Source organism: Pseudomonas sp. FW305-96 (assembly GCF_058783825.1).
Map to the genome: position 1 here is coordinate 51,869 of NZ_JBYSYW010000004.1, position 20,701 is coordinate 72,569.

Annotated in this window: 14 protein-coding genes; 9 read left to right on the forward strand and 5 right to left on the reverse strand. The window is 67.7% G+C overall.

The window, feature by feature from the left end:
- Positions 1 to 25: 25 nt before the first annotated feature.
- From dhbA to AC3WL2_RS04365, 4 genes are read right to left on the reverse strand one after another with little or no spacing between them, the layout of a single operon-like run.
- A complete protein-coding gene (gene dhbA / locus AC3WL2_RS04350) occupies positions 26 to 775 on the reverse strand; it encodes a 2,3-dihydro-2,3-dihydroxybenzoate dehydrogenase (protein ID WP_094010349.1) in 750 nt (249 codons plus the stop codon).
- Positions 775 to 1,641: an isochorismatase gene (locus tag AC3WL2_RS04355; protein WP_023632374.1), complete on the reverse strand. Its 867-nt coding sequence runs from the start codon at positions 1,639 to 1,641 to the stop codon at positions 775 to 777. The genes dhbA and AC3WL2_RS04355 overlap by 1 nt, the downstream gene beginning before the upstream one ends.
- 17 nt (positions 1,642 to 1,658) lie before the next feature.
- Positions 1,659 to 3,260 (reverse strand): (2,3-dihydroxybenzoyl)adenylate synthase, encoded by a 1,602-nt coding sequence (locus AC3WL2_RS04360; protein WP_102682014.1) that lies wholly within the window; start codon positions 3,258 to 3,260, stop codon positions 1,659 to 1,661.
- 26 nt (positions 3,261 to 3,286) lie between these two features.
- A complete protein-coding gene (locus tag AC3WL2_RS04365; RefSeq protein ID WP_102682013.1) occupies positions 3,287 to 4,459 on the reverse strand; it encodes an isochorismate synthase in 1,173 nt (390 codons plus the stop codon).
- 128 nt (positions 4,460 to 4,587) lie between these two features.
- Between AC3WL2_RS04365 and AC3WL2_RS04370 the strand changes: the two genes are divergently transcribed.
- The gene (locus AC3WL2_RS04370) at positions 4,588 to 8,880 is read left to right on the forward strand and encodes an amino acid adenylation domain-containing protein (RefSeq protein WP_256582625.1); all 4,293 of its coding nucleotides are present in this window, start codon (positions 4,588 to 4,590) and stop codon (positions 8,878 to 8,880) included.
- Positions 8,881 to 8,955: 75 nt separating this feature from the next.
- On the forward strand, positions 8,956 to 10,275 hold the full coding sequence (gene basC, locus AC3WL2_RS04375; RefSeq protein WP_102682011.1) for a putative histamine N-monooxygenase: 1,320 nt from the start codon (positions 8,956 to 8,958) through the stop codon (positions 10,273 to 10,275).
- Positions 10,276 to 10,429: 154 nt separating this feature from the next.
- On the opposite strand, the gene AC3WL2_RS04380 is transcribed toward basC, so the two are convergent.
- Positions 10,430 to 12,535 (reverse strand): condensation domain-containing protein, encoded by a 2,106-nt coding sequence (locus AC3WL2_RS04380; protein WP_102682010.1) that lies wholly within the window; start codon positions 12,533 to 12,535, stop codon positions 10,430 to 10,432.
- A 218-nt stretch (positions 12,536 to 12,753) separates the two neighbouring features.
- Here AC3WL2_RS04380 and AC3WL2_RS04385 point away from each other — a divergent pair, with 218 nt between their 5' ends.
- The 7 genes from AC3WL2_RS04385 (at position 12,754) to AC3WL2_RS04415 (ending at position 20,566) form a co-directional block, all read left to right on the forward strand.
- Positions 12,754 to 13,272 (forward strand): sigma-70 family RNA polymerase sigma factor, encoded by a 519-nt coding sequence (locus AC3WL2_RS04385; RefSeq protein ID WP_102682009.1) that lies wholly within the window; start codon positions 12,754 to 12,756, stop codon positions 13,270 to 13,272.
- Between the two features lie 120 nt (positions 13,273 to 13,392).
- Positions 13,393 to 15,180: an ABC transporter ATP-binding protein gene (locus tag AC3WL2_RS04390; protein ID WP_102682008.1), complete on the forward strand. Its 1,788-nt coding sequence runs from the start codon at positions 13,393 to 13,395 to the stop codon at positions 15,178 to 15,180.
- Positions 15,181 to 15,182: 2 nt separating this feature from the next.
- Entirely contained in the window at positions 15,183 to 16,952 is a 1,770-nt protein-coding gene (locus AC3WL2_RS04395; protein ID WP_102682007.1) for an ABC transporter ATP-binding protein, read from the forward strand.
- Positions 16,949 to 17,893: an ABC transporter permease gene (locus AC3WL2_RS04400; RefSeq protein WP_102682006.1), complete on the forward strand. Its 945-nt coding sequence runs from the start codon at positions 16,949 to 16,951 to the stop codon at positions 17,891 to 17,893. Before AC3WL2_RS04395 ends, AC3WL2_RS04400 begins: the two co-directional genes overlap by 4 nt.
- Positions 17,893 to 18,828 carry an iron chelate uptake ABC transporter family permease subunit gene (locus tag AC3WL2_RS04405; RefSeq protein ID WP_102682064.1) on the forward strand — a complete coding sequence of 312 codons (936 nt, stop codon included), beginning with the start codon at positions 17,893 to 17,895 and terminating at the stop codon, positions 18,826 to 18,828. The genes AC3WL2_RS04400 and AC3WL2_RS04405 overlap by 1 nt, the downstream gene beginning before the upstream one ends.
- Positions 18,825 to 19,607 (forward strand): iron ABC transporter ATP-binding protein, encoded by a 783-nt coding sequence (locus AC3WL2_RS04410; RefSeq protein WP_102682005.1) that lies wholly within the window; start codon positions 18,825 to 18,827, stop codon positions 19,605 to 19,607. Before AC3WL2_RS04405 ends, AC3WL2_RS04410 begins: the two co-directional genes overlap by 4 nt.
- The gene (locus AC3WL2_RS04415; protein WP_102682004.1) at positions 19,604 to 20,566 is read left to right on the forward strand and encodes a siderophore ABC transporter substrate-binding protein; all 963 of its coding nucleotides are present in this window, start codon (positions 19,604 to 19,606) and stop codon (positions 20,564 to 20,566) included. Before AC3WL2_RS04410 ends, AC3WL2_RS04415 begins: the two co-directional genes overlap by 4 nt.
- Positions 20,567 to 20,701: the final 135 nt, after the last annotated feature.

Below are 20,701 nucleotides of genomic sequence, written 5' to 3' on the forward strand. Positions count from 1 at the left end.
GTCCTTGTCGGTGGCCGTGTCGGGCTCAGGCGGCCAGGGTGGCGCCGCCGTCGACCACGATGTCCTGCAGGGTCACGTGGCCGGCCTGCTCGGAGGCGAGGAACAGCACCACATGGGCGATGTCGTCGGGCGTGGCGATCTTGCCCAGGGGCACGCCGAGCTTGAACTGCTGTGGCAGGCCGTCGATCAGCTGCCGTTCTGCCGCCGGATCGCCCAGCATGCCGGCCAGCATCGGCGTGCGTGTCGAGCCTGGCGAGACCACGTTGCAGCGCACGCCGTAGGGCGCAAGCTCCAGGCCCACGCAGTGGCTGAGGCTGACCAGCGCGGCCTTGGAGGCGCAGTAGGCGGCCATGTTCAGGCGCGGCACATGGGCGGCGTTGGAGGCGACGTTGACGATGGCGCCGCGGCGCTGGCGGCGGAACACCGGGGTCCATTGGCGCATCAGGTAGAACGGCGCGCTGGCGTTGACGTCGAGGCAACGCTGCCAGTCCTCGCAGGACACCTCGTCGCTGAGCCCGAGCCGCAGTACGCCGGCGACGTTGACCAGCACATCGAGATACTGCGCCTGTTCCTTGAGCCGGTCGCAGACTCGTTGCACGTCGGCCGGATCGGTCAGGTCGACATGCAGCAGCGGGAACGGCACGTCGGCCTCCTCGCAATCCAGGCCGATGACCTCGGCGCCTTCCTCGACAAAGCGCTGCGCCACGCAGCGGCCGATGCCGCTGGCGGCGCCGGTGACCAGCACGCGCCGTCCAGTGAAGCGGGCCATGGCCATCAGGCAGCCCCCCGCGCTTGTACCAGCGACCACCAGCCGTCCAGGGTCGGCGCGTTGGCCAGCTCCTCGAAGCTGACGGCGATGCCGCGCTGCTTGAGCTCGGCCGCCAGCTTCATCACCTGCAGCGAGTCCAGGCCGTAGAAGATCAGGCTTTCCTGGGGATCGAGCTCGCTGTCGTCCTCGATCATCTGGCGCACCCGGCCGTGCAGCCAGTCGCGGGTGGTCACGCCCGCCGGCTGGGTCAGCAGGGTGGCGGTGTCGGTGACATGGCCACAGCGGGTGGCCACGTACTTCAGGGCCAGGCGGTGCTCTTCCTCGGAGAAGTCGGCCACCGCGTCGCCCACCAGGAAGGCCTGGATATCGTTCATGAAGGCATCGGCGGCGGTGATCATGCAGCCGATATGGGCGTACACGCCGCCGATCAGCAGTTGGTCACGCTGCCAGCCACGCATGCGTTCGAGCAGGTCGGAGCGTTGGAAAGCGCTGTAGCGCCATTTGGTCAGCACGGTATCGCCCGGCTGTGGCGAAAGCGCGTCGATGATCGGTTGCTGCTCGGGGCTCGCTGCCGGCAGGCCCGGGCCCCACATGGCGTTGAGCAGGGCGCGGTCTTCCGGCGGCTGTTCATGGGGCTGGGCGGTGTAGACCACCGGGATGCCCTGCGCGCGAGCCCACTGGATCAGCCGCGACAGGTTGTCCACCAGCGCGGTGAGCAGGGCACCGTCCGGCTGATAGAAGCGCAGGAAGTAGCGCTGCATGTCGTGGATCAGCAGCACGGCGCGGGCCGGATCGGGTTGCCAGGTGGTCTTGTTGGCCGGGTAGCTGGCCGGTTGCGGCATGGGGTAGTCGTGGATGGTTGGAATGGTCATGTCGGATCCTTGGACGGTCAGGCGGTCGGGGCGACGGCGAGCAGCGCGCGCAGTTGCTTCTTGTCGATCTTGCCCACCGCGGTCAGCGGCATGGCATCGATCAGCCGGATGCGGTCCGGGAGCTTGTATTCGGCGATGCCCAGGCCCATCAGGTGGCGGCGCAGGGCGATCGGCTTGAGTTGCGGGTTGCGCGAGACGATGAACGCGCAGCTCTTCTCGCCAAGCAGTTCGTCGGGCAGCGCCACCAGGGCGGCGTGGGTCACGTCGGGGTGCATGACGATCAGGTTCTCGATCTCCTCCGAGGCGACCTTCTCGCCGCCGCGGTTGATCTGGTCCTTGACCCGCCCGACGACCCGCAGGTTGCCGTCGGCGCTGCGCTGGACGATGTCGCCGGAGTGGTAGAAACCGTCCTGGTCGAACACCTGGACGTTGTGTTCGGGGCTCTTGTAGTAGCCGCAGAAGGTATAGGGGCCGCGGGTGGCGAGCATGCCCGGCTCGCCGTCGGCGACCGGTTGGCCCTGCTCGTCGAGGATGTGCACCTCGTCCAGTTCGCTGATCGGCCGGCCCTGGGTGGTGAACACCTGCTCGTCGCTGTCGTCCAGGCGGGTGTAGTTGACCAGGCCCTCGGCCATGCCGAATACCTGCTGCAGCTTGCAGCCCAGCACCTCGGGAACCTGGCGCGCCAAGGCCTCGGCGAAACTGGCGCCGCCGACCTGCAGCAGGCGCAGGCTGCGCAGCTTGGCGGCGTGCCCGGGGGCGGCCTGCAGCCACAGGGCCACGGCGCTGGGCACCAGGGCGGCCATGGTCACGGCGTGGCGCTCGATCAGGGCGAAGCAGTGCAACGGCTCCGGGTTGGCCGCCATGACGATGCAGCCGCCAGCGTGCAGCACGCCCAGGCCACCGGGGGAACTGAGGGTGTAGTTGTGCGCCGCCGGCAGCGCGCAGAGGAAGCGCGTGGCGCTGTCGAGGGCACAGATCTGCGCGCTGGCCCGCACGCTGTAGGCGTAGTCGTTGTGGGTGCGCGGAATCAGCTTGGGAGTACCGGTGCTGCCACCGGACAGCTGGAACAGCGCCACTTCGCCGGCTGGGCTGGGGGCGTAGTGGGTGCCGCGCACATCGGCGCTGGCGCTCCAGTCGTCGAGGGCATCGAGCATCAGCGTCAGCTTCGGACGCAGGCCTTCCTTGGCCAGGTCGTCGAGGAACGCTTCGTTGCGGAATACTTCATGCTCTGCCGAGGCGATCAGCAGGGCCGGCTGGATCTGCCGGGCGAAAGCGCCCAGCTCGTGCTGGCGGTGGCTATACAGCGCGTTGACCGGAGCAATGCCGGCCTTGAGCAGGGCGAACAGCACGATGTAGAACTCGGCGACGTTGGGCAACTGCACCAGTGCCGTGTCGCCCTGGCCAAGGCCGTGGGCGGCCAGGCGCGACGCCAGGTTGGAGGCGCGGCGGTCCAGTTCGCCATAGCTGATGCGGCGTTCGCCGCAGAGGATCGCCGGGGCTTGCGGCTGCACGGCGGCGCGGGCGATCAGCAACTGGCTGAGTGGCTGGTCGTTCCAGAGGCCGGCGGCGCGATAGCGTTGCGCCCGGTCTGTGGGCCAGGGAGTGAATTCGATGGTCATGGGCATCTCGGAAAGGCGGTTTGAGGTCAATGGTCCAGGCCGCATGCACGCAGCATGGTGCCGAGCTTGGTCTGCACTTCGTTCCATTCGCTGTCGGGGCTGGAGGCCTCGACGATGCCGGCGCCGGCGAACAGGCGCACGCGCTGGCCGCTGAAGGTGCCGCAGCGGATGGTCACCACCCACTCACCATTGCCCTGGGCGTCGCACCAACCGACCATGCCGGTGAACAGGCCACGCTCGAAGGGCTCGACGAAGCGGATCAGCTGGCGGGCGCGCTCGGTGGGGTAACCGCAGACGGCGGGGGTCGGGTGCAGGCGGCAGGCCAGTTGCAGGGCGTCGATATCGGCCGAGGCCAGTTCACCCTCGATACGCGTGGACAGGTGCCACAGCGCCGCAGTGCTGATCAGCGAGGGCTGCTCGGGGACCTGCAGGCGGCTGCACAGCTCGCCGACGCGCTGGGCGATGTCCTCGGTGACCAGGCGGTGCTCGTAGTGGTCCTTCTCCGACGCCGCCAGCCATTGCGCATTGGCGCGGTCGGCCTCGGGGTCGGCCATGCGTCGCACGGAGCCGGCCAGCGGGTTGCTGACGAAGGCGCTGCCTTGCTTGTGCACCAGCAGTTCCGGGCTCACCCCCAGCAGGGTGGAGCCATCGGCCAGGGGCACGCGGAAGTGGTAGCCCTCGCGGTTCAGTGCCTTGAGGTTGGCCTGCATCTGGGCTGTGTCCACGGGCGCGGCAAAGTGCAGTTCGCGCTGTACCGAGAGCACGGCCTTGCGCACATCGCTGTGCTGGAAGTTGACGATGGCGTGGCGCACGGCGCGCTTGAAACCGTGTTCGTCGGGGATGTTGGCCTGGCTGAGCAGAGCAGGCAGCGAGCCGGGCTGTACAGGAGCCGCGGTGCGCGCCTGCCAGGTATAGGCCTCGGGAACGTACAGGCTGGAAGCCTGGGTGGTGTCGAAGGGGATCGCGCCGACCACGATGGGATTTTCCTGCCCGGCCTGACGGGCGCGTTCGAAGGCCTGGTCGATGCTGCGCCGCAGTGCGCCACCGGCCAAATGGCTGCCGTGAGCCGGGGTGTCGATGCGTTCGCGCAGGCCGCTGACGCTCAGCTCGCGCTCGCCGGATGTGAATGAAAAGCTCGAATCCTCTTGGTTGAGCGGCATGGTGTCCCTGTCTTGCAAACGCAGGGTGCCTGTCTTCATGGGTTGCCTCCTTGGCGATGGGTGAGAAAGAAAACCTTGAAATATAATCATTCTCGTTAGTAAATATGAGGACGCGAAACACATGGATTTGTCAACTACGCGGGTAAGCGATGAGAGAGTTAACTTCGATGCAGGCCGCCTGTTGGATCGGGCGGGATGCACATGCGGCACTGGGTGGCGTCAGCGCGCACCTGTACGCCGAGTTCGATGGCCGGGCCATCGATGTGGCGCGCCTTGCCGGCGCACTTGAGGAGCTGTACCGGGCGCATCCGATGCTGAGCCTGCGCATCGACGGGCAGGGGCTGCAGACCATCGACGTAGCACAGCGCGCCCAACTGGAGCTGGAGGATTTCAGCGATCTGGATGGTCCAGCCGTGGAGCGGCGCCTGCTGGAGAAACGTCGCCAGTGGAGCCACCAGCGCCTGGACCTGGGTGCTGGCCAGGGTGCGCGCTTCGGCCTGAGCCTGCTGCCGGGCAATGCCTGCCGGTTACATGTGGACACCGACATGATCGCGGTGGACCCGTCGAGCTTCCGGGTGCTGATGGAAGACCTGGCCCGGCTGTACGAGTCGCCTGGAAGCGTTCTGCCGAGCACGCCGAGCTACTTCGACTGGCTGGACCAGGTGCGTGCCGATGCCGACCTGCGTGCCGCCCGCAGCCGCGACCGCGCCTGGTGGCGAGCGCGTCTGGCGCAGATCGCCCCGGCGCCCTCGTTGCCCTTGCTCCCTGCGGGGCCGGCACGCAGCGAGCGCTTTGCCGCTCGCCTTGAACCTGCGCAGTATCGTGCCTTGCAGCACGCGGCGCGCGCACAGCGGATCACCTCGTCGGCGTTGATGCTCGGGCTGTTCGCCACCGCCCTGGGTGAGCACACCGGCGATCGGCGCTTGCGCCTGAACGTCCCAGTGTTCTGGCGCGAACCGCTGCTGGAGCCTGTGCAGCGCATCGTTGGCGAGTTCGCCAACCTGGTGCTGGTGGATGTCGACTTCAGCGGAGTCGCCAGCCTTGCCACGCTGTGTCGGGATCTGCATCGGCAACTGCTGGAGCGTCTGGCGCACAGCGCCTATCCGGGCGTGGACCTGATGCGCGACCTGTCGCGCCATCACGGTACGCCGCAACTGGCACCAGTGGTGTTCACCGCAGGGCTGGACCTGCCTGGCGGCGAGCTGTTCTCCGAGCGGGTGAGCCGGGTGTTCGGGCCGATGGACTGGGTGATCTCCCAGGGCCCGCAGGTGGCCCTGGACGCACAGGTGGCGCGGGCCGACGGTGGCCTGCTGATCAATTGGGACGTGCGCCTGGACGCATTGCCCGCTGATTGGGTCCAGGCACTGTTCGAGCGCTTCATCGCCCTGGCTGGGGCGGTGGCTGCCGACACGGGCGCGCTGCACCAGCCATTGGCGATCGCGGCGAGCCGGGATCGACCACTGAACGCTCTGCAACAGGCTTACCTGCTGGGGCGTGGCGAGCATCTGCCGCTGGGCGGCGTGGCCATGCAGGAGTTCCGCGAGTATCGCGGGCGCCTGGACCTGGCGCTGCTGCGCAGCCGCCTCACGGACATGGTGCGCCGCCACGACAGCCTGCGCACCCGTATCGATGCCCAGGCATTGACCCAGTCGATAAGCGCCCAGGTGCAGGTCAACCTGGAGGTGATCGACCTGCACGGGTTGACGGCCGAGCAGGCCCAGGCGCAGCTTGAGGTCCGTCGCGAGGACTATGCCCATGCGCTGTTCGACCTGGCCGGGCCGCCCTGGAATGTGACCGCCTTCCAGTTGCCACAAGGCGAGCTGGTGGTGTTCGTGCGCTTCGATGCGCTGATTCTCGATGGACGCTCCATCGCTACCTTGATGGTCGAGTTGTTCGACGGTCACTGCCAGCCGCTGACGGCCAGCGAGCCGACGACAGCTGTCATCGACCAGAGCGAGGTGCGCAAGGCGGATGCCGAGTATTGGAAGGCAAAGCTGGCCGAGGTCGACGGCGCACCAAGGCTGCCGTGGCGCCAAGCCTTGGACAAGGTCGGCGTGGCCCGATACGCCCGCCAGCGTCAGGTAATCTCCGCCCAAGCGTTCAAGGCATTGAGCCGCGCCGGTGCGCGTGAGGGGCTGTTCAAGAACTCGACGATCATGGCCGTGGTGCTGGAAGTGCTCGGCCACTGGCTCGACGAAGGCAGCCTGTGCGTGGCGGTGCCGGTGGCGCCGCCGCAGGACGGCGCATTTGCCAACCGCTCCAGCTTCATCGCTGTCGATTGGCAGCGCGGCCTGCCCAGCCTGGCCGAGCGCGCCAAGCGCCTGCAGGCCGATGTGCTGGAGGGCTTGCAGCATCTGGCGTTCTCCGGCGTGGACCTGGCCCGCCTGCTGTACGACAGCAACGGCCCGGGCCCGGCGCTACCGGTGGTGCTGACCAACGGCCTGTCCTGGCCGGTGGGCGCGGTCGATGGCCCGATGTCCCTGAGCGCGGGCCTGACCCAGACGCCGCAGGTGGCCATGGACATCCGTTTCTGCAACACCGCCGAGGGCGGGTTGGCGTTCGAGATCGACTATGCCCGCGAAGCAGTCGATGGCTGCTGGGTCGGGCAGTTGCTCGCGGCCTTGAACCAGGCGGTGGCGCAATTGGCCGGGCAGGCTGCATTCGAAGTCCACGCACGGCAGTTCATCGACCTTGGCCATTACCGCCTGAACAGCAGCGAGGCGCAGGCCGAGCCGGTCGATTTCCTTGGGCGCATCGCCCACAACCTGTTCGGCCCGGACAATGGACGCATCGCCTTGCTGCATGGCGAGTGGCGCATCAGCTATGCCGAACTGGGGGAGGGTGTGAAGCGCATTGCCGGGGCATTCCAGGCCCGCGGGCTGCGCCCCGGTCAGGTGGTCGCCATTTGCCTGCCACGCGGTCCTGAGCACACCATGACGGCCCTGGCCTGCGCCCTGAGCGGGCTGGTCTGGGTACCGATCGACGCGGCGGCGCCCGAGGAGCGCCTGCGCTATCTGCTGGACAACTGCCAGCCGGCACTGGTGGTCGACGCCGTCGCGCCACTGCTGGCCAGCCCTCCGGCAACCCTGGACCTGACGGGTCTGGCGGCCTTGTCGGCGAGTACCGCGCCGGCCTACTACCTGTACACCTCCGGCACCACCGGCAAGCCCAAGTGCGTGGTGCTGAACAACCGCGCCACCGCCAACGTCATCGGCAGCACCTTGGCGCAGTGGCAGGTCAGCCGCGACGATGTGTTCATCTCGGTGACCCCGCTGCACCACGACATGTCGCTGTTCGACGTGTTCGGCAGCCTGTGCGCCGGGGCGGCGCTGGTGCTGCCCGAGCCCGGCGAGGAAAAGGATGCGCTGCGTTGGAACCAGTTGGTCAGGCAGCACGGCGTGAGCCTCTGGTGCTCGGTGCCGGCCATCCTCGAAATGCTCCTGGCCTGCCGTCAGGGTGATGGTCTGCGCAGCCTGCGCCTGCTGGCCCAGGGCGGCGACTACATCAAGCCGGCGGTGATCGCCGAACTACGCGAGCAACTGCCCGAGGCGCGGCTGGTGTCCCTGGGTGGCCCGACCGAAACCACCATCTGGAGCATCTGGCACGAAATCGGTGAACAGGACCGCGCCAGGGTGCCCTATGGCCGGCCACTGCCGGGCAACCGCTACTGGCTGCTGGATGAGCACGGCGCGCATTGCCCGCAGGGCGTCGCCGGTCGTATCCACACCAGTGGGGTGGGCTTGGCCTTGGGCTACCTGGAGGACGGCAAACTGGTGCAGAACGACTTCGTCAATGTGCCCGACGAGCACGGCGCGCCAGTGCGTGCCTTCCGTACCGGTGACCGGGGCCGCTACCGCGAGGACGGCGTGCTGCTGTTCGACAGCCGGGTCAATGGCTATGTGAAGGTGCGTGGCGTGCGCGTGTCGCTGCCGGACATCGAGATCGAGCTGATCCGCCATCCGGCGGTGCAGCAGGTGCTGGTGGTGGATTACGGCGACACGCTACAGGGCGAGGCCTGCATCGGCGCGCTGTATGTACGGCGCCATGGTGCGCCGCCCGGCGCCGTGGCGTTGCGCGAACATGCCCGGGCCCTGCTGCCGCAGTCCCACGTGCCCACACGGTTTGTCGAGGTCGACGCCTTGCCGTTGACCGCCAACGGCAAGCCGGACCGCAGGCTCGCCCGCGCCTTGCTTGAAGGTGACACCGAGCAGGCGCCGATACCGGCGGCTGTGCCCAGCGACCCGCAGCGTCATGCCCAGGTGCTGGCGATCTACCAGCAGGTGCTCGGCGCCACACAGCCGGTCAGGGATTTCCTCGCCATGGGCCTGCGGCCGCAGCACCTCAAGCCGCTGGCGGCACGCTTGGGCGAAGCCTTCGCGGTGCGCCTGTCGCCCGCGCAGTTGCTGCCGTGCCGCACGGTGGAAGAGGTCGAGCGCCTGCTCGTCAGCGCCCCCGTGTGAAACCACCGGCCTGAATCAATCGCCCTGGGCCTGGCCTGGGGCGCCAATCATCGTTCTTGGGAAATCATCGAGCATATGGACATCGCACACCTGGATATCGCCGGCATCGGCATCGGACCGTTCAACCTGGGCCTGGCCGCGCTACTGTCGCGCCACCCGCACCTGAGCTGCGCGTTCCTCGAGCGCAAGGCGCAGTTCCGCTGGCACGAGGGCCTGCTGCTGCCCGGCACCACCTTGCAGGTGCCGTTCCTGGCCGACCTGGTGACCCTGGCCGACCCATGTCACCCGCTGAGCTACCTCAACTACCTGCACCAGCACGACCGCCTGTTCCAGTTCTACTACTACGACCACTTCCAGGTGCCCCGGCGCGAGTACGACCACTATTGCCGCTGGGCGGCGGGCCAACTTCCGGGCTGCCATTTCGGCGAGGAGGTCACGGGCGTGCGCTACGACAACGCCAGCGAACGCTTTGTCATCGACAGCGTGTCGGTGTCGGGCCTGGAGCGGCGCTACACCAGCCGCGACCTGGCCATCGGCCTCGGTACCCGGCCGTGGTTGCCGGCCTGGGCGCAAACCCGCACCCAGGCGCCGTTGCTGCACTCGGCGGAGTTCGGCAAGCGTCAGGGCGAGCTGGAGCAGTGCCGGCGCGTGGTGGTGGTCGGCTCCGGACAGAGCGCCGCGGAGTGCGTGCTGGCGCTGTTCAACGCGCTGACCCCGGAGCAGGTGGAGGCGGGGGCGTCGATCCACTGGATCACCCGCTCGGGAGGCTTCCACCCCATGGAATACTCCAAGCTCGGCCAGGAGTGTTTCACGCCGGCGTACATGAACTACTTCCACACCCTGGCGCGGGACAAACGTCGGGAGATCGTCGCCCAGCAGGGCCTGTTGTACAAAGGCATCAGCTTCTCGACCATCGGCGCGATCTACGACCTGATCTACGAACGCTCCATCGGCGGGCGCGAACCTGGGCTGACGCTGTTGTCCAGCTGTGACGTGGAGACGGTCGAGGAGCTGGGCTCGGCGGGGCTGCGCATGACCTTCCGGCACAGCCAGCTGGAGCAACGGGCAACGCTGGAAGCCGACGCGATCGTCGCGGCGACCGGCTATGCCCATGCCTGGCCGCAGTGGTTCGAGCAGCTCAAGGGTTCGGTGCTGGCCACCGACGCGCACGGCGACTGCATCGTCGGCGAGGATTTCACCGCGCAGCGTTGCGATGGCGGCAGTGGCCGGGTGTTCGTGCAGAACGCCGAGATCTTCCAGCATGGCGTCGGCTCGCCGGACCTGGGGCTGGGGCCGGTGCGCAATGCGGTGATCGTCAACCAGTTGCTGGGCCGGGCGCAGTACCGGGTGCCGCAACGCTCGTCGTTCCAGCGCTATGGGTTGCCGGAGGGGTGATTGGCGTTTGGGCTGCGAGGTGTTCGCCGGGAGGGATGTTGCGCCTATGAAATCGAGCGCCGCGCGGGCGGCGCTCGATCTTGAAGGCGCTGAACCTCTTTCGCCAAACACATAGCAGGCGACGCTCAACCCCAGAAGCGCCGCCCACCTTGAACTACAAAACCACCGCAGCCAAAGCCCGCCGGCCGCCATCCACCTCGGCCAACACCCCAAATGCCGCCGAAATCATCGCGCACAGGCGCTCGACCTGAGCACCGCTGTAGCGATCGCTGCGGTAGGTGATCACCAGGCGCAGCGAGCGCTGGCCATCGAACACATCTTCCATGATCTCGAACTGCAGGCCGAACATCGACTCGCTCTTGTCCGGGTCGATCTGCTTGTAGCGGATAGCCCGGCCATCGGGTGCCTGCAACGCGCCATTGAGGGCGTTGTTGGCGTGGATCTGCACATACACATCGAACATCAGGCCCTCGGCGGGGGTCATGCCCAGCGCCTGCTGGATGGTCTCCATGGGCACGTCGGCATAGGCCATCGAGTCGTTGATCATCCGCGTCACCTCGCCCAGCAACCCGGCCAGCGACTGTTCGGGGGCGAACTGCACGCGGTGGGCGACCATGGTGGTGAAGTAGCCGACGGTGTCGAAATACGCAGGGTCGGTGCGCCCGGACGCCGAGGTGCCGATCACCAGGTCCGAGAGGTTGCCGAGCTTGTGCAGCGACAGGGCGATGGCGGTGTAGATCACGCTGAACAGCGATGACTGATGCAGCCGGGCACTGGCGCCCAGTTGCTCCAGCATGCCGGGTTCGGGGCGCAGCTCCAGCCAGCGCGCACGCGTGGTCGCCTGGTCGGCGGGCAGCAGCGTGGCATCATCGCAGGCGGGTAGGGCGAGACCGCGGGTGGCGTCGCGCAGCAGCTCGGTCCAGTACGCCAGGTGGCGCGGGTTCGGGCCCTGGGCACTCTGGGCCAGGGCGAATTCGTGGAAGGTGCGCGCCGCCGCGGGCCATTGCGGCGCCCGGTCCTGGGCGCGGGCCAGGTAGGCCTCGACCAGTTCGGCCATGATCACGTTCAGCGACCACTCGTCGATGGCCATGTGGTGGACCAGGAACGACAGCACCTGGTGGCCACTGTGCGGGTCACGCAGCATGCGTAGCCTGAGTGGCAGTTCGCGGGCCAGGTCGAAGCGGTGCTTAGCCTCGCTGGCCAGGCTCGCGCCAGCGCTTTCGGCGCTGTTCCAGAACCACTTGAAACGGCCCAGCTCGGCCAGCGGCACGATGCGCTGGCAGGCGTCGTCGCCCTCGCCATGGTAGGTGGTGCGCAGGCTGGCATGGCGCTCCAGCAGGTCGGTGAAGGCCTGCTGCAGCAGCGCCTCGTCCACCGGGTCGTGGAAGTCCAGGGCAAAGGGCAGGTTGAAGATAGTGCCGTAGTCGAAGGCCGCACAGGCACGCCACAACGATGCCTGAGCCAGGGCCATCGGCGCCTGCTGGATATCCACGGCCTGATCGCTGGCCTGGCTGGCTTGCCCCTGGCTCAGCTTGGCGCGTGTGGCCAGCGCCGAGGCGCTGGGCGAGGCGAAGAAGTCGCTGAAGCGCAGTTCGATGCCATGCTCGCCCTGCAAGCGCCCGATGATCCGGGTGGCCAGCAGCGAGTGGCCGCCCATGTCGAAGAAATCATCGTCCAGGGTCATGCCAGGCTCCGCCAATGCCTGGCGGAACGCGTCGAGGATGCGTTGCGCGATGTCCGTCGAAGGCGCCTGCGACAACGGTTCGAGCACCAGTGGCTGGTCGCCGGCCTGAGCGTCATAGGCGGCGCGGATGCGTTCGAGCAGGGCTTGCGGCGACTGACGCAGCACCGCATGGCAGAGCAGACCGAGCGCCGCCTGGTGATCGCCGGCCAGCAGCAGGGCCTCGAATGGCGGCTGCGTGGTGGAATCCCAGGACGCCGCCTGACGCGTCCGCAGCAGGGCGTCCATGCCCTCGGCCGTGCTCCGCTCGATACGCAGGCACGGGTACCAGCCGGGTTCCTGGATCTTGTACAGGTCGCCATCGTCGCTGAAGTGGTAGCGGCTATTCAGGCCCGGCGTGGCTTCGACCACCGCCTGCACGGCCAGGGCCAGCAGCGACAGGTCGGCCGTGGGCCCAAGGCGCCAGGCGCCCAGTTGCCGGTGCAGCTGCTCGGGTTGCTGTTGCTGGGCGAACCAGGCGAGTTCTTCGTGTTCATCCAGGGCCTGGGGCGAGGGTAGGGTGGTGTTGCGTTCCAACATGGTTAGCTTCCTGCTGTTCGATCGATCAAGGCCCGCGTCGGCCTTCACTGCCATCCGTGGATCGCGGTGAGTGGCCGCGCAGAGGGTTCGCACCACCGGGGTGCATTGCGTGAATCCCGAGGATTCGTTATGGTGAGAAAGATGCAAATAATTATCATCTAGATTGGCGCACGTCAAAGGAAGCCGTCTGGAATGCACCACGCTCAGGGAGAGGTACCGTGGACAACGGAACGTTCGCGCTTCGTCAACAGCTGCAACAGCTGTATCAGGATCATCACGGCTGGTTGTGCGAGCTGCTGCGCCGCAAGCTGGGCAACGCGGTGGATGCGGCGGACCTGGCCCACGATATCTACCTGCACCTGATGAACAAGGGCCAGGTGCCGACGGCGGAACAGTCGCGCTGCCACCTGACGCAGATCGCCAACGGCAAGGTCATCGACCTGTACCGCCGCCGCCAACGTGAAACCCGTTACCTCGAGGACCATGGCCTGCAGCCCGAGCCGCGGGTGCCGTCGGAAGAGGCGCGGGCGCTGGTGGTCGAGGCCCTGGGTGCGATCGACAGCGCCCTGCAACGGCATTCGCCCAAGGCCCGCCAGGCCCTGCTGCTGTGCCGGCTCGACGGCATGGCCCATCGCGCCATCGCCGCCGAGTTGCGGGTGTCGGTGTCCTCGGTCGAGAAGTACATCGCCGCCGGCGTGCGCACCTGCAGGCGCTACCGCATGGGCAGTGGCGCCTGAGCGTGGGCATTGTTTTTTGCGGGTTTGTCCGCCTCGTGCGGAATACAGGTTGAGAAGGACTGGCGGGCCAGGCGCCAAAGTGGCTGCCCGGCCTGCTCCTCGTGCTGAAAAGGAGCATTCATGAGTGTTGAACAAGGGGTGGCGGTGGAACAGCCCGCCAAGGGGCCGGTCGCCGCAGTGCTGGCGCCGATTCGCGGGCGCTTGATCGTCGCCGGGTTGCTCGCCGCGCTTGGCGCCATGCTCAGCCTGGCGCCCCTGGCCGCGATCGCCGAGGTCGCCCGGCTGGCGTTCGCCGAAGGGCAGGGCGTCGCGCAGGCCTGGCCGGTGATCGTGCTGGGGCTGGGCTGCCTGTTCGTCGGCATGGCCCTGATTTCGCTGGGCGACCTGGTGGCCCACCTGGCCGACAACCACATCACCGGCACGCTGCGCCTGGCGATCATCCGCCGCCTGGCACGGGTACCGCTGGGCTGGTTCACCAGCCGCGCCTCCGGCGAGGTGAAGCAGGCCATGCAGGACGATATCGGCATCCTGCACAGCCTCACCGCGCACTTCTACACCACCCTCGGGCGCAGCGCCGGGGCAGTGCTGGCATCGATCGTCTACCTGTTCGCCATGGACTGGCGCATGGCGCTGGTGTCGATGCTGCCGTTCCCGCTGTTCTTCCTGTTCTTCGCCCGTGCCCACCAGGCCAGCGCCCGCAACATGCAGGCCTTCGGCGCCGGCATGGGGCGGATCAACCAGGCGGTGGTCGAGTTCGTCAACGGCATCCCGGTGGTCAAGGCCTTCGGTGGCCAGCGCAAGGCGCATGGCAGCTACCGCGAGGCGGTGGACGCCTTCGCCGCGGCCTTCACCGACTTCACCCGGCCGCTGGTCAGCGCCATGGCCAATGCCAACGCGATGATCGCGCCGGTGTCGGTACTGGGCGTGGTGCTGGCGTTCGGCACGCTGTTCGTCGGCCTGGGCTGGATCACCCCGGTGCAGGTGCTGCCGTTCGCCCTGGTGGCGCCGGGCATCTGTGCGCCGCTGCTGTTGCTGGCCTATATCACCCACGACCTGAATAACGCCACCGGTGCGGCCCAGCGCGTGCAGGCGCTGCTGAACACGGCGGTGCTGGAGACCGACGGCCAGGGCGCCGGCAAGCTGCCGGCCGATGCGCGCATCGAGGTGCAGGGCCTGGGCTATCACTACGACCCGCGCAATCCGGTACTGAGCGAAGTGTCGTTCACCCTGGAACCGGGCACGGTCACGGCGGTGGTCGGCGCCTCGGGCGCCGGCAAGTCGACCCTGGCGCGCCTGCTGCTGCGCTTCTTCGACCCCAGTGCCGGGCGTATCACCCTGGGCGGCGTTGACCTGCGGCAGATCGACAGCGCGCAACTGTACCGGCGCATCGGCTTTGTCCTGCAGGACGTGCGCCTGATCCATGCCAGCGTGCGCGAGAACATTGCCCTGGGCCGGCCTTCGGCGAGCCAGGAGCAGATCGAGGCGGCGGCGCGGATTGCCAATATCCACGAGCGCATCCTCGCCCAGCCGCGCGGCTACGACGCGGTGATCGGCGAGGACGTGCAGTTCTCCGGCGGCGAGCTGCAACGGCTGAGCATTGCCCGCGCGGTGCTGCTCGACCCGCCGGTGCTGGTGCTCGACGAGGCCACCGCGGCGGCCGACGCCGAGAACGAAGTCAAGCTGCAACAGGCGCTGTCGCGCTTCGCCCGGGGGCGCACGCTGCTGGTGATCGCCCATCGCCTGGACACGGTGATGCACGCCGACCAGATCCTGGTGCTGGACCAGGGCACCGTCGCCGAGCGCGGCAATCACGACGAACTGCTGGCCCGTCGCGGGCTGTATGCCCGCTTGTGGGCCGCCGGCGGCTATGCGAAGACGCGGGCGACCGCGCAGGTGGAGGAGCACTGATCATGTTGGGGACTTTCGTTCGACTGCTCGGCGACGACGCCGTGTTCCTGCGCCGCTACATCCGCCTGGCGCTGGTGTATGGCGTGCTGTGCGGGCTGACCATCGTCACCCTGGTGCCGATCCTGCGCTACCTGCTGGGCAATCAGCTGGAGGCCGCCGGCCAGTGGCTGGCACTACTGGCCGTGGGCGTGGTGGTGTGCTGGTACCTGCGGCGTCGGGTGGAGAAGGCTGGCATCTCCGTGGGCATTGCCGTGCTGCGCGGTGGCCGCCAGCGCCTGGGCGAGCATGTCGGCACGCTGCCGGTGGGCTGGTTCAATGCCGCCAATACCGCGCGCCTGAGCCATGTCACCACCCAGGGCATGATGGAGATCGCGCAACTGCCGGCCCATGTGTTCACGCCGCTGTTCACCGGGGTGGTGACGCCACTGGTGATCCTCGTTGCGCTGTTGCTGGTCGACCTGCGCCTGGGCCTGGTGGCCCTGGTCAGCCTGCCGCTGCTGGCCCTGGTGATGCTGGCGACAATGCGCCTTGGCCAGCGCGCCGACCAGCGCTACCAGCGCGACACCGCGCAGACCAGCCAGCGCATGGTCGAGTTCGCCCAGGCGCAGTCGGTGCTGCGTGCCTTCAATGGCGAACAGGGCGGCACGCGCTTCCTGGAGCAGGCCGTGGCCCAGCAACAACAGGCGGCGCGCAAGCTGATCCAGCTGTCGGCGCTGTCGTCGGTGCTCAACGTCTGGGCGGTGCAGGCCAGCTTCGCCGCGTTGCTGGTGGTCGCCACGCTGTGGCTTGGCGAGCAGGCCGGCGCGGGCTTCGACAACGCAACGGTGATCGGCACCCTGGTTGCGCTGGTGCTGGCGACCCGTTTCATCGACCCGCTGCTGGATGTGGCCGGCTACAGCGAGGTGCTGCGCGGCACCCGCGGCCAGTTGCAGGCGGTGGCCGAGTTGCTGGCCGTCGAGCCGCTGCCCGAGCCCGCCGCACCGCAGGCGCCGGTCGACGGTTCGGTGCAGCTGGAGCAGGTCGGATTCCGCTACGGCGACGACCAGCCAGAGGTGCTGCGCGAGGTCAGCCTGGACATCGCGCCCGGCAGCATGACGGCACTGGTCGGCGCATCGGGTTCGGGCAAGACCACCCTGGTACGCCTGATCGCCCGTTTCTTCGACGTCACCCAGGGCCGGGTCAAGGTCGGCGGGGTGGATGTGCGGCAGATGTCCGCCGAACAGCTGGCTGGGCAGATCAGTCAGATCTTCCAGGACGCCTACCTGTTCCAGGGCAGCATCGCCGACAACATCCGCCTGGGCAAACCCGACGCCAGCGAGGCCGAAGTGCTCGAGGCGGCGCGGCTGGCCGGGGTGCAGGAGATCCTCGAACGTCTGCCCGAAGGCTTGCACACGCCGGTGGGCGAGGGCGGTGCGCGCCTGTCCGGCGGCGAACGCCAGCGCATCTCGATTGCCCGCGCGCTGATCAAGGACGCGCCGATCCTGCTGATCGACGAGGCCACCGCGGCGCTGGACGCCGAGAACCAGGCGGCCATCGCCGAAGCGCTGGCACGGCTGCGCGGCAAGCGCACGCTGATCGTCATTGCCCACCAGCTGTCGACGGTGGCCATGGCCGACCAGATCGTGGTGCTGGACGAAGGGCGCATCCGCGAACAGGGCGCCCATGCCCAGCTGGCTGCCGAGGGTGGCTTGTACGCGCACTTCCTCGAGCAGCGCCGGGCCGCCAAGGGCTGGCGCATCGGTGAGGCCGCAGGCGATGGAGTGACCGCTTGAGTCGGTTGTTGCTGCCAACACTGTTGTTGCTGCTGTGTGGCGTTTCACTGATGGTCGGGGCCAGCCAGATGTCCTGGTCGGCCTTGCTGTCGGCCTCCGACGATGCCTGGCTGACCCTCACCGCCAGCCGCCTGCCACGCCTGGCGGCATTGGTGCTGACGGGTGTCGGCCTGTCGATCTGCGGGGTGATCCTGCAGCAGATCGTGCGCAACCGCTTTGTCGAGCCGGCCACCTGCGGCGGACTCGATGCGGCCAAGCTGGGCATCCTGGTGGCCCTGACCGTGCTGCCGGGTGCCGGGGCCACCGGGCGCATGCTGTTTGCCCTGGTGTTCTGCCTGCTGGCGAGCCTGGTGTACGTGGCGATCATCCGCCGCATCCGGTTCACCAACCTGGTGCTGGTGCCAGTGATCGGCCTGATGTACGGCAGCGTGCTCAGCGCCATCGCCGAGTTCTATGCCTATCGCCACAACATCCTGCAGAGCATGCAGGGCTGGCTGCTGGGCGACTTCTCGCGGGTGATCGAGGGCAACTACGAGATCATCTACCTGATCCTGCCGATCGTCGTGCTCACCTATCTATATGCCCAGCGCTTCACCGTGCTGGGCATGGGCGAGGGCATGGCTACCAGCCTCGGCCTTAACTACGCGGCCACCGCGATCCTCGGTCTGGTGCTGGTAGCGGTGACCGTGTCGGCCACGGTGATCACCGTGGGCGCGATCCCCTTCGTCGGCCTGGTGGTGCCGAACCTGGTGGCGCTGCGCTACGGCGAGAACCTCAAGCGCACCTTGCCCATCGTCGCCATGTGCGGCGCGGCGTTGCTGCTGGCCTGCGACATACTTGGCCGGTTGTTGATCCACCCCTACGAAGTGCCCATCGGCCTGACCGCCGGCAGTGTCGGCGGTGTGCTGTTCCTGGTGCTGATCCTGTGGAAGTGCAAATGATGCGCCGCGCCGCCTGGTTGTTGCTGCCGGCCCTGGCGCTGGCGTTCCTGTTGCTGGGCTCGGGCCTGGACTTCAGCTACGTGATCCCCAAGCGCCTGGTGCGCCTGGGCGCGATCGTGGTGGCCGGGGTGTGCATCGCCTTGTCCTCGGTGATCTTCCAGACCTTGGCCGGCAACCGGGTGCTGACCCCGGCGATCATGGGCTACGAAGGCATCTACCTGTTGTTCCAGGCCGTGCTGGTGCTGTGGCTGGGCACCGGCAGCGTGGCGCTGCTCGGCGCGCAGGGCAACGCGTTGCTGTCGATCGCGTTGATGCTCGGTTACTCGTGGCTGCTGCAGCGCTGGCTGCTGCGCGAAGGGCGCGGGGATGTCTACCGCCTGTTACTGCTGGGGCTGGTGCTGACCATGGTGCTGGGCACCTTCACCCAGTTCATCCAGCTCAAGACCAGCCCGGGGGAATTCTCCATCCTGCAAGGCTTGGGTTATACCTCGTTCAACCGCGCCCAGCCGGCCCAGGTGCTGTACTCGGGCCTGCTGGTGGCGGCAGTGGCAGTGCTGGTGGCGCGCGGCACACGGGTGCTTGACGTGCTGGCGCTGGGTCGCGACCAAGCCATTGCCCTGGGCCTGGACCATGGGCGCTGCCTGCGCCTGCAGATGGCGCTGATCGCCGTGCTGGTAGCGGTGTCCACCAGCCTGGTGGGGCCAACCGCATTCATGGGGGTGTTCGTCGCCAACATCGCCTATGCCCTGGCGCGCAGCGCCCGGCACCAGGTGACCCTGCCACTGGCCTGCGCCGTGGCCATCGGCATGTTCCTGCTCGCCCAACTGCTGGTCGAGCATCTGTTCAACTACCGGACCAGCGTGAGCATCCTCGTCAACCTGGTGTGCGGCGCGTACTTCCTAGCGCTGATGGTCCGTACCCGAGGCACCCCATGATCACCCTCGAACACCTGCACAAGGCTTATGGCGACAAGACCGTGCTCGAAGACGTGAGCCTGACGTTCCCGGCCGGCCAGGTTACCTCGCTGATCGGCCCCAACGGCGCCGGCAAGAGCACCTTGCTGATGTGCATGGCTCGGCTGCTGCCGGCCAGCCGCGGGCGCATCCTGCTCGACGGCCTGGACATCGGCCGCATCGCCATCGCCGACTACGCCCGCCGCGTGGCCACCCTGCGCCAGGTACTGGACTTCAACCTGCGCCTGACCGTCGAGGAACTGGTCGCCTTCGGCCGCTTTCCCTACAGCCGCGGGCTGCTGACCGCCGACGACCACCAGGTAATCGACGAATCCCTGGATTTCCTGGGGCTGCAAGCGCTGCGCCGCGCCTACCTCGACGAACTCAGCGGCGGCCAGCGGCAGATGGCCTTCCTGGCCATGACCATCGCCCAGCGCACCGACCTGTTGCTGCTCGACGAGCCGCTGAACAACCTCGACATGAAGCACGCGGTGCAGATCATGCAGGCAATCCGCAGGCTCTGCGACGAGCAGGGGCGCACGGTGATCCTGGTGGTGCACGACATCAACTTTGCCGCCAACTATTCCGACCACATCGTCGCCATGAAGCAGGGCGCGGTGCACAGCCACGGGCCGGTCGCCGAGGTGGTCACCGAGGCCAACCTGCGCGCGCTGTTCGGCCTGGCGTTCGAGATCCTGCCGAGCGCGCAGGGTTTCGTCTGCAACTACTTCAACCCATCACTATCGAGAGAGCTGGTATGAACGGAATCTGCAAGATACTGCTGGCCGCCGCCGTGGCGGCCACGTTGCCGGGCTGCGACCAGGCCCCGCCGGAGCAGGCGCGCGCCGCCAGCGCCGACTACGCCCCGGTGAAGGTCGAACACGCCCTGGGCACCACGCTGGTCGAACACCAGCCGCAGCGCGTGGTGGCCTTCGACATGAGCGAGCTGGACACCCTCGACCAACTCGGCGCGCCGGTGGTCGGCATCGCCAAGGACTATGTCGCGGGCTTCCTGGCCAGGTACCGCGACGACCCCAAGGTGGCCGACGTCGGCACCACCATCCAGCCCAACCTTGAACGCCTGCATGCGCTCAAGCCCGACCTGATCCTGATCTCGCCGCTGCAGGCGCAGAGCTACCAGGAGCTGAGCCAGATCGCCCCGACGGTGCACTACGACATCGACATGGACAACCGCCAGGGCAATGTCATCGACACCGCCAAGCAGCACCTGCTGACTGTCGGGCACATTCTCGGCAAGGAAGACTTGGCCCGGGAAACCGCCGCGCGCATCGATGCCAAGGTGGCCCAGGTGCGCAAGGTGACCGACGGGCGCCCGGAAAAGGCGCTGGTGGTGCTGCACAACAACGGCGCGTTCACCGCCTACGGTGTGCGTTCGCGCTACGGCTTCATCTTCGACACCCTCGGGGTCAAGCCGGCCAGCGACGACATGCAGGCCGGCCTGCACGGCCAGCCGATCTCCAACGAGTTCATCCACCAGGCCGACCCGGACATCCTCTATGTGATCGACCGCACCGCGGTGATGGAGCGCCGCGCCGCGCTGGACCGCGAGACCCTGGACAACCCGCTGCTGCGCCAGACCAAGGCGTGGAAGAACGGCCATGTGGTGTTCGTCGATCCGCAGACCTGGTACCTGTGCACCGCCAGCGTGACCTGTCTGGAGCGGGTGGCGGACGAGGTGGTGAAGGGGTATCAGGGCTGACTTCCTGAAAGGGGGCTGCTACGCAGCCCATTCGCCGGCAAGCCGGCTCCCACAGAAACTGCAGCCATGCGCGATTCCTGTGGGAGCCGGCTTGCCGGCGATGAGGCCGGTACAGATGTGAAACCGATAGTGGCC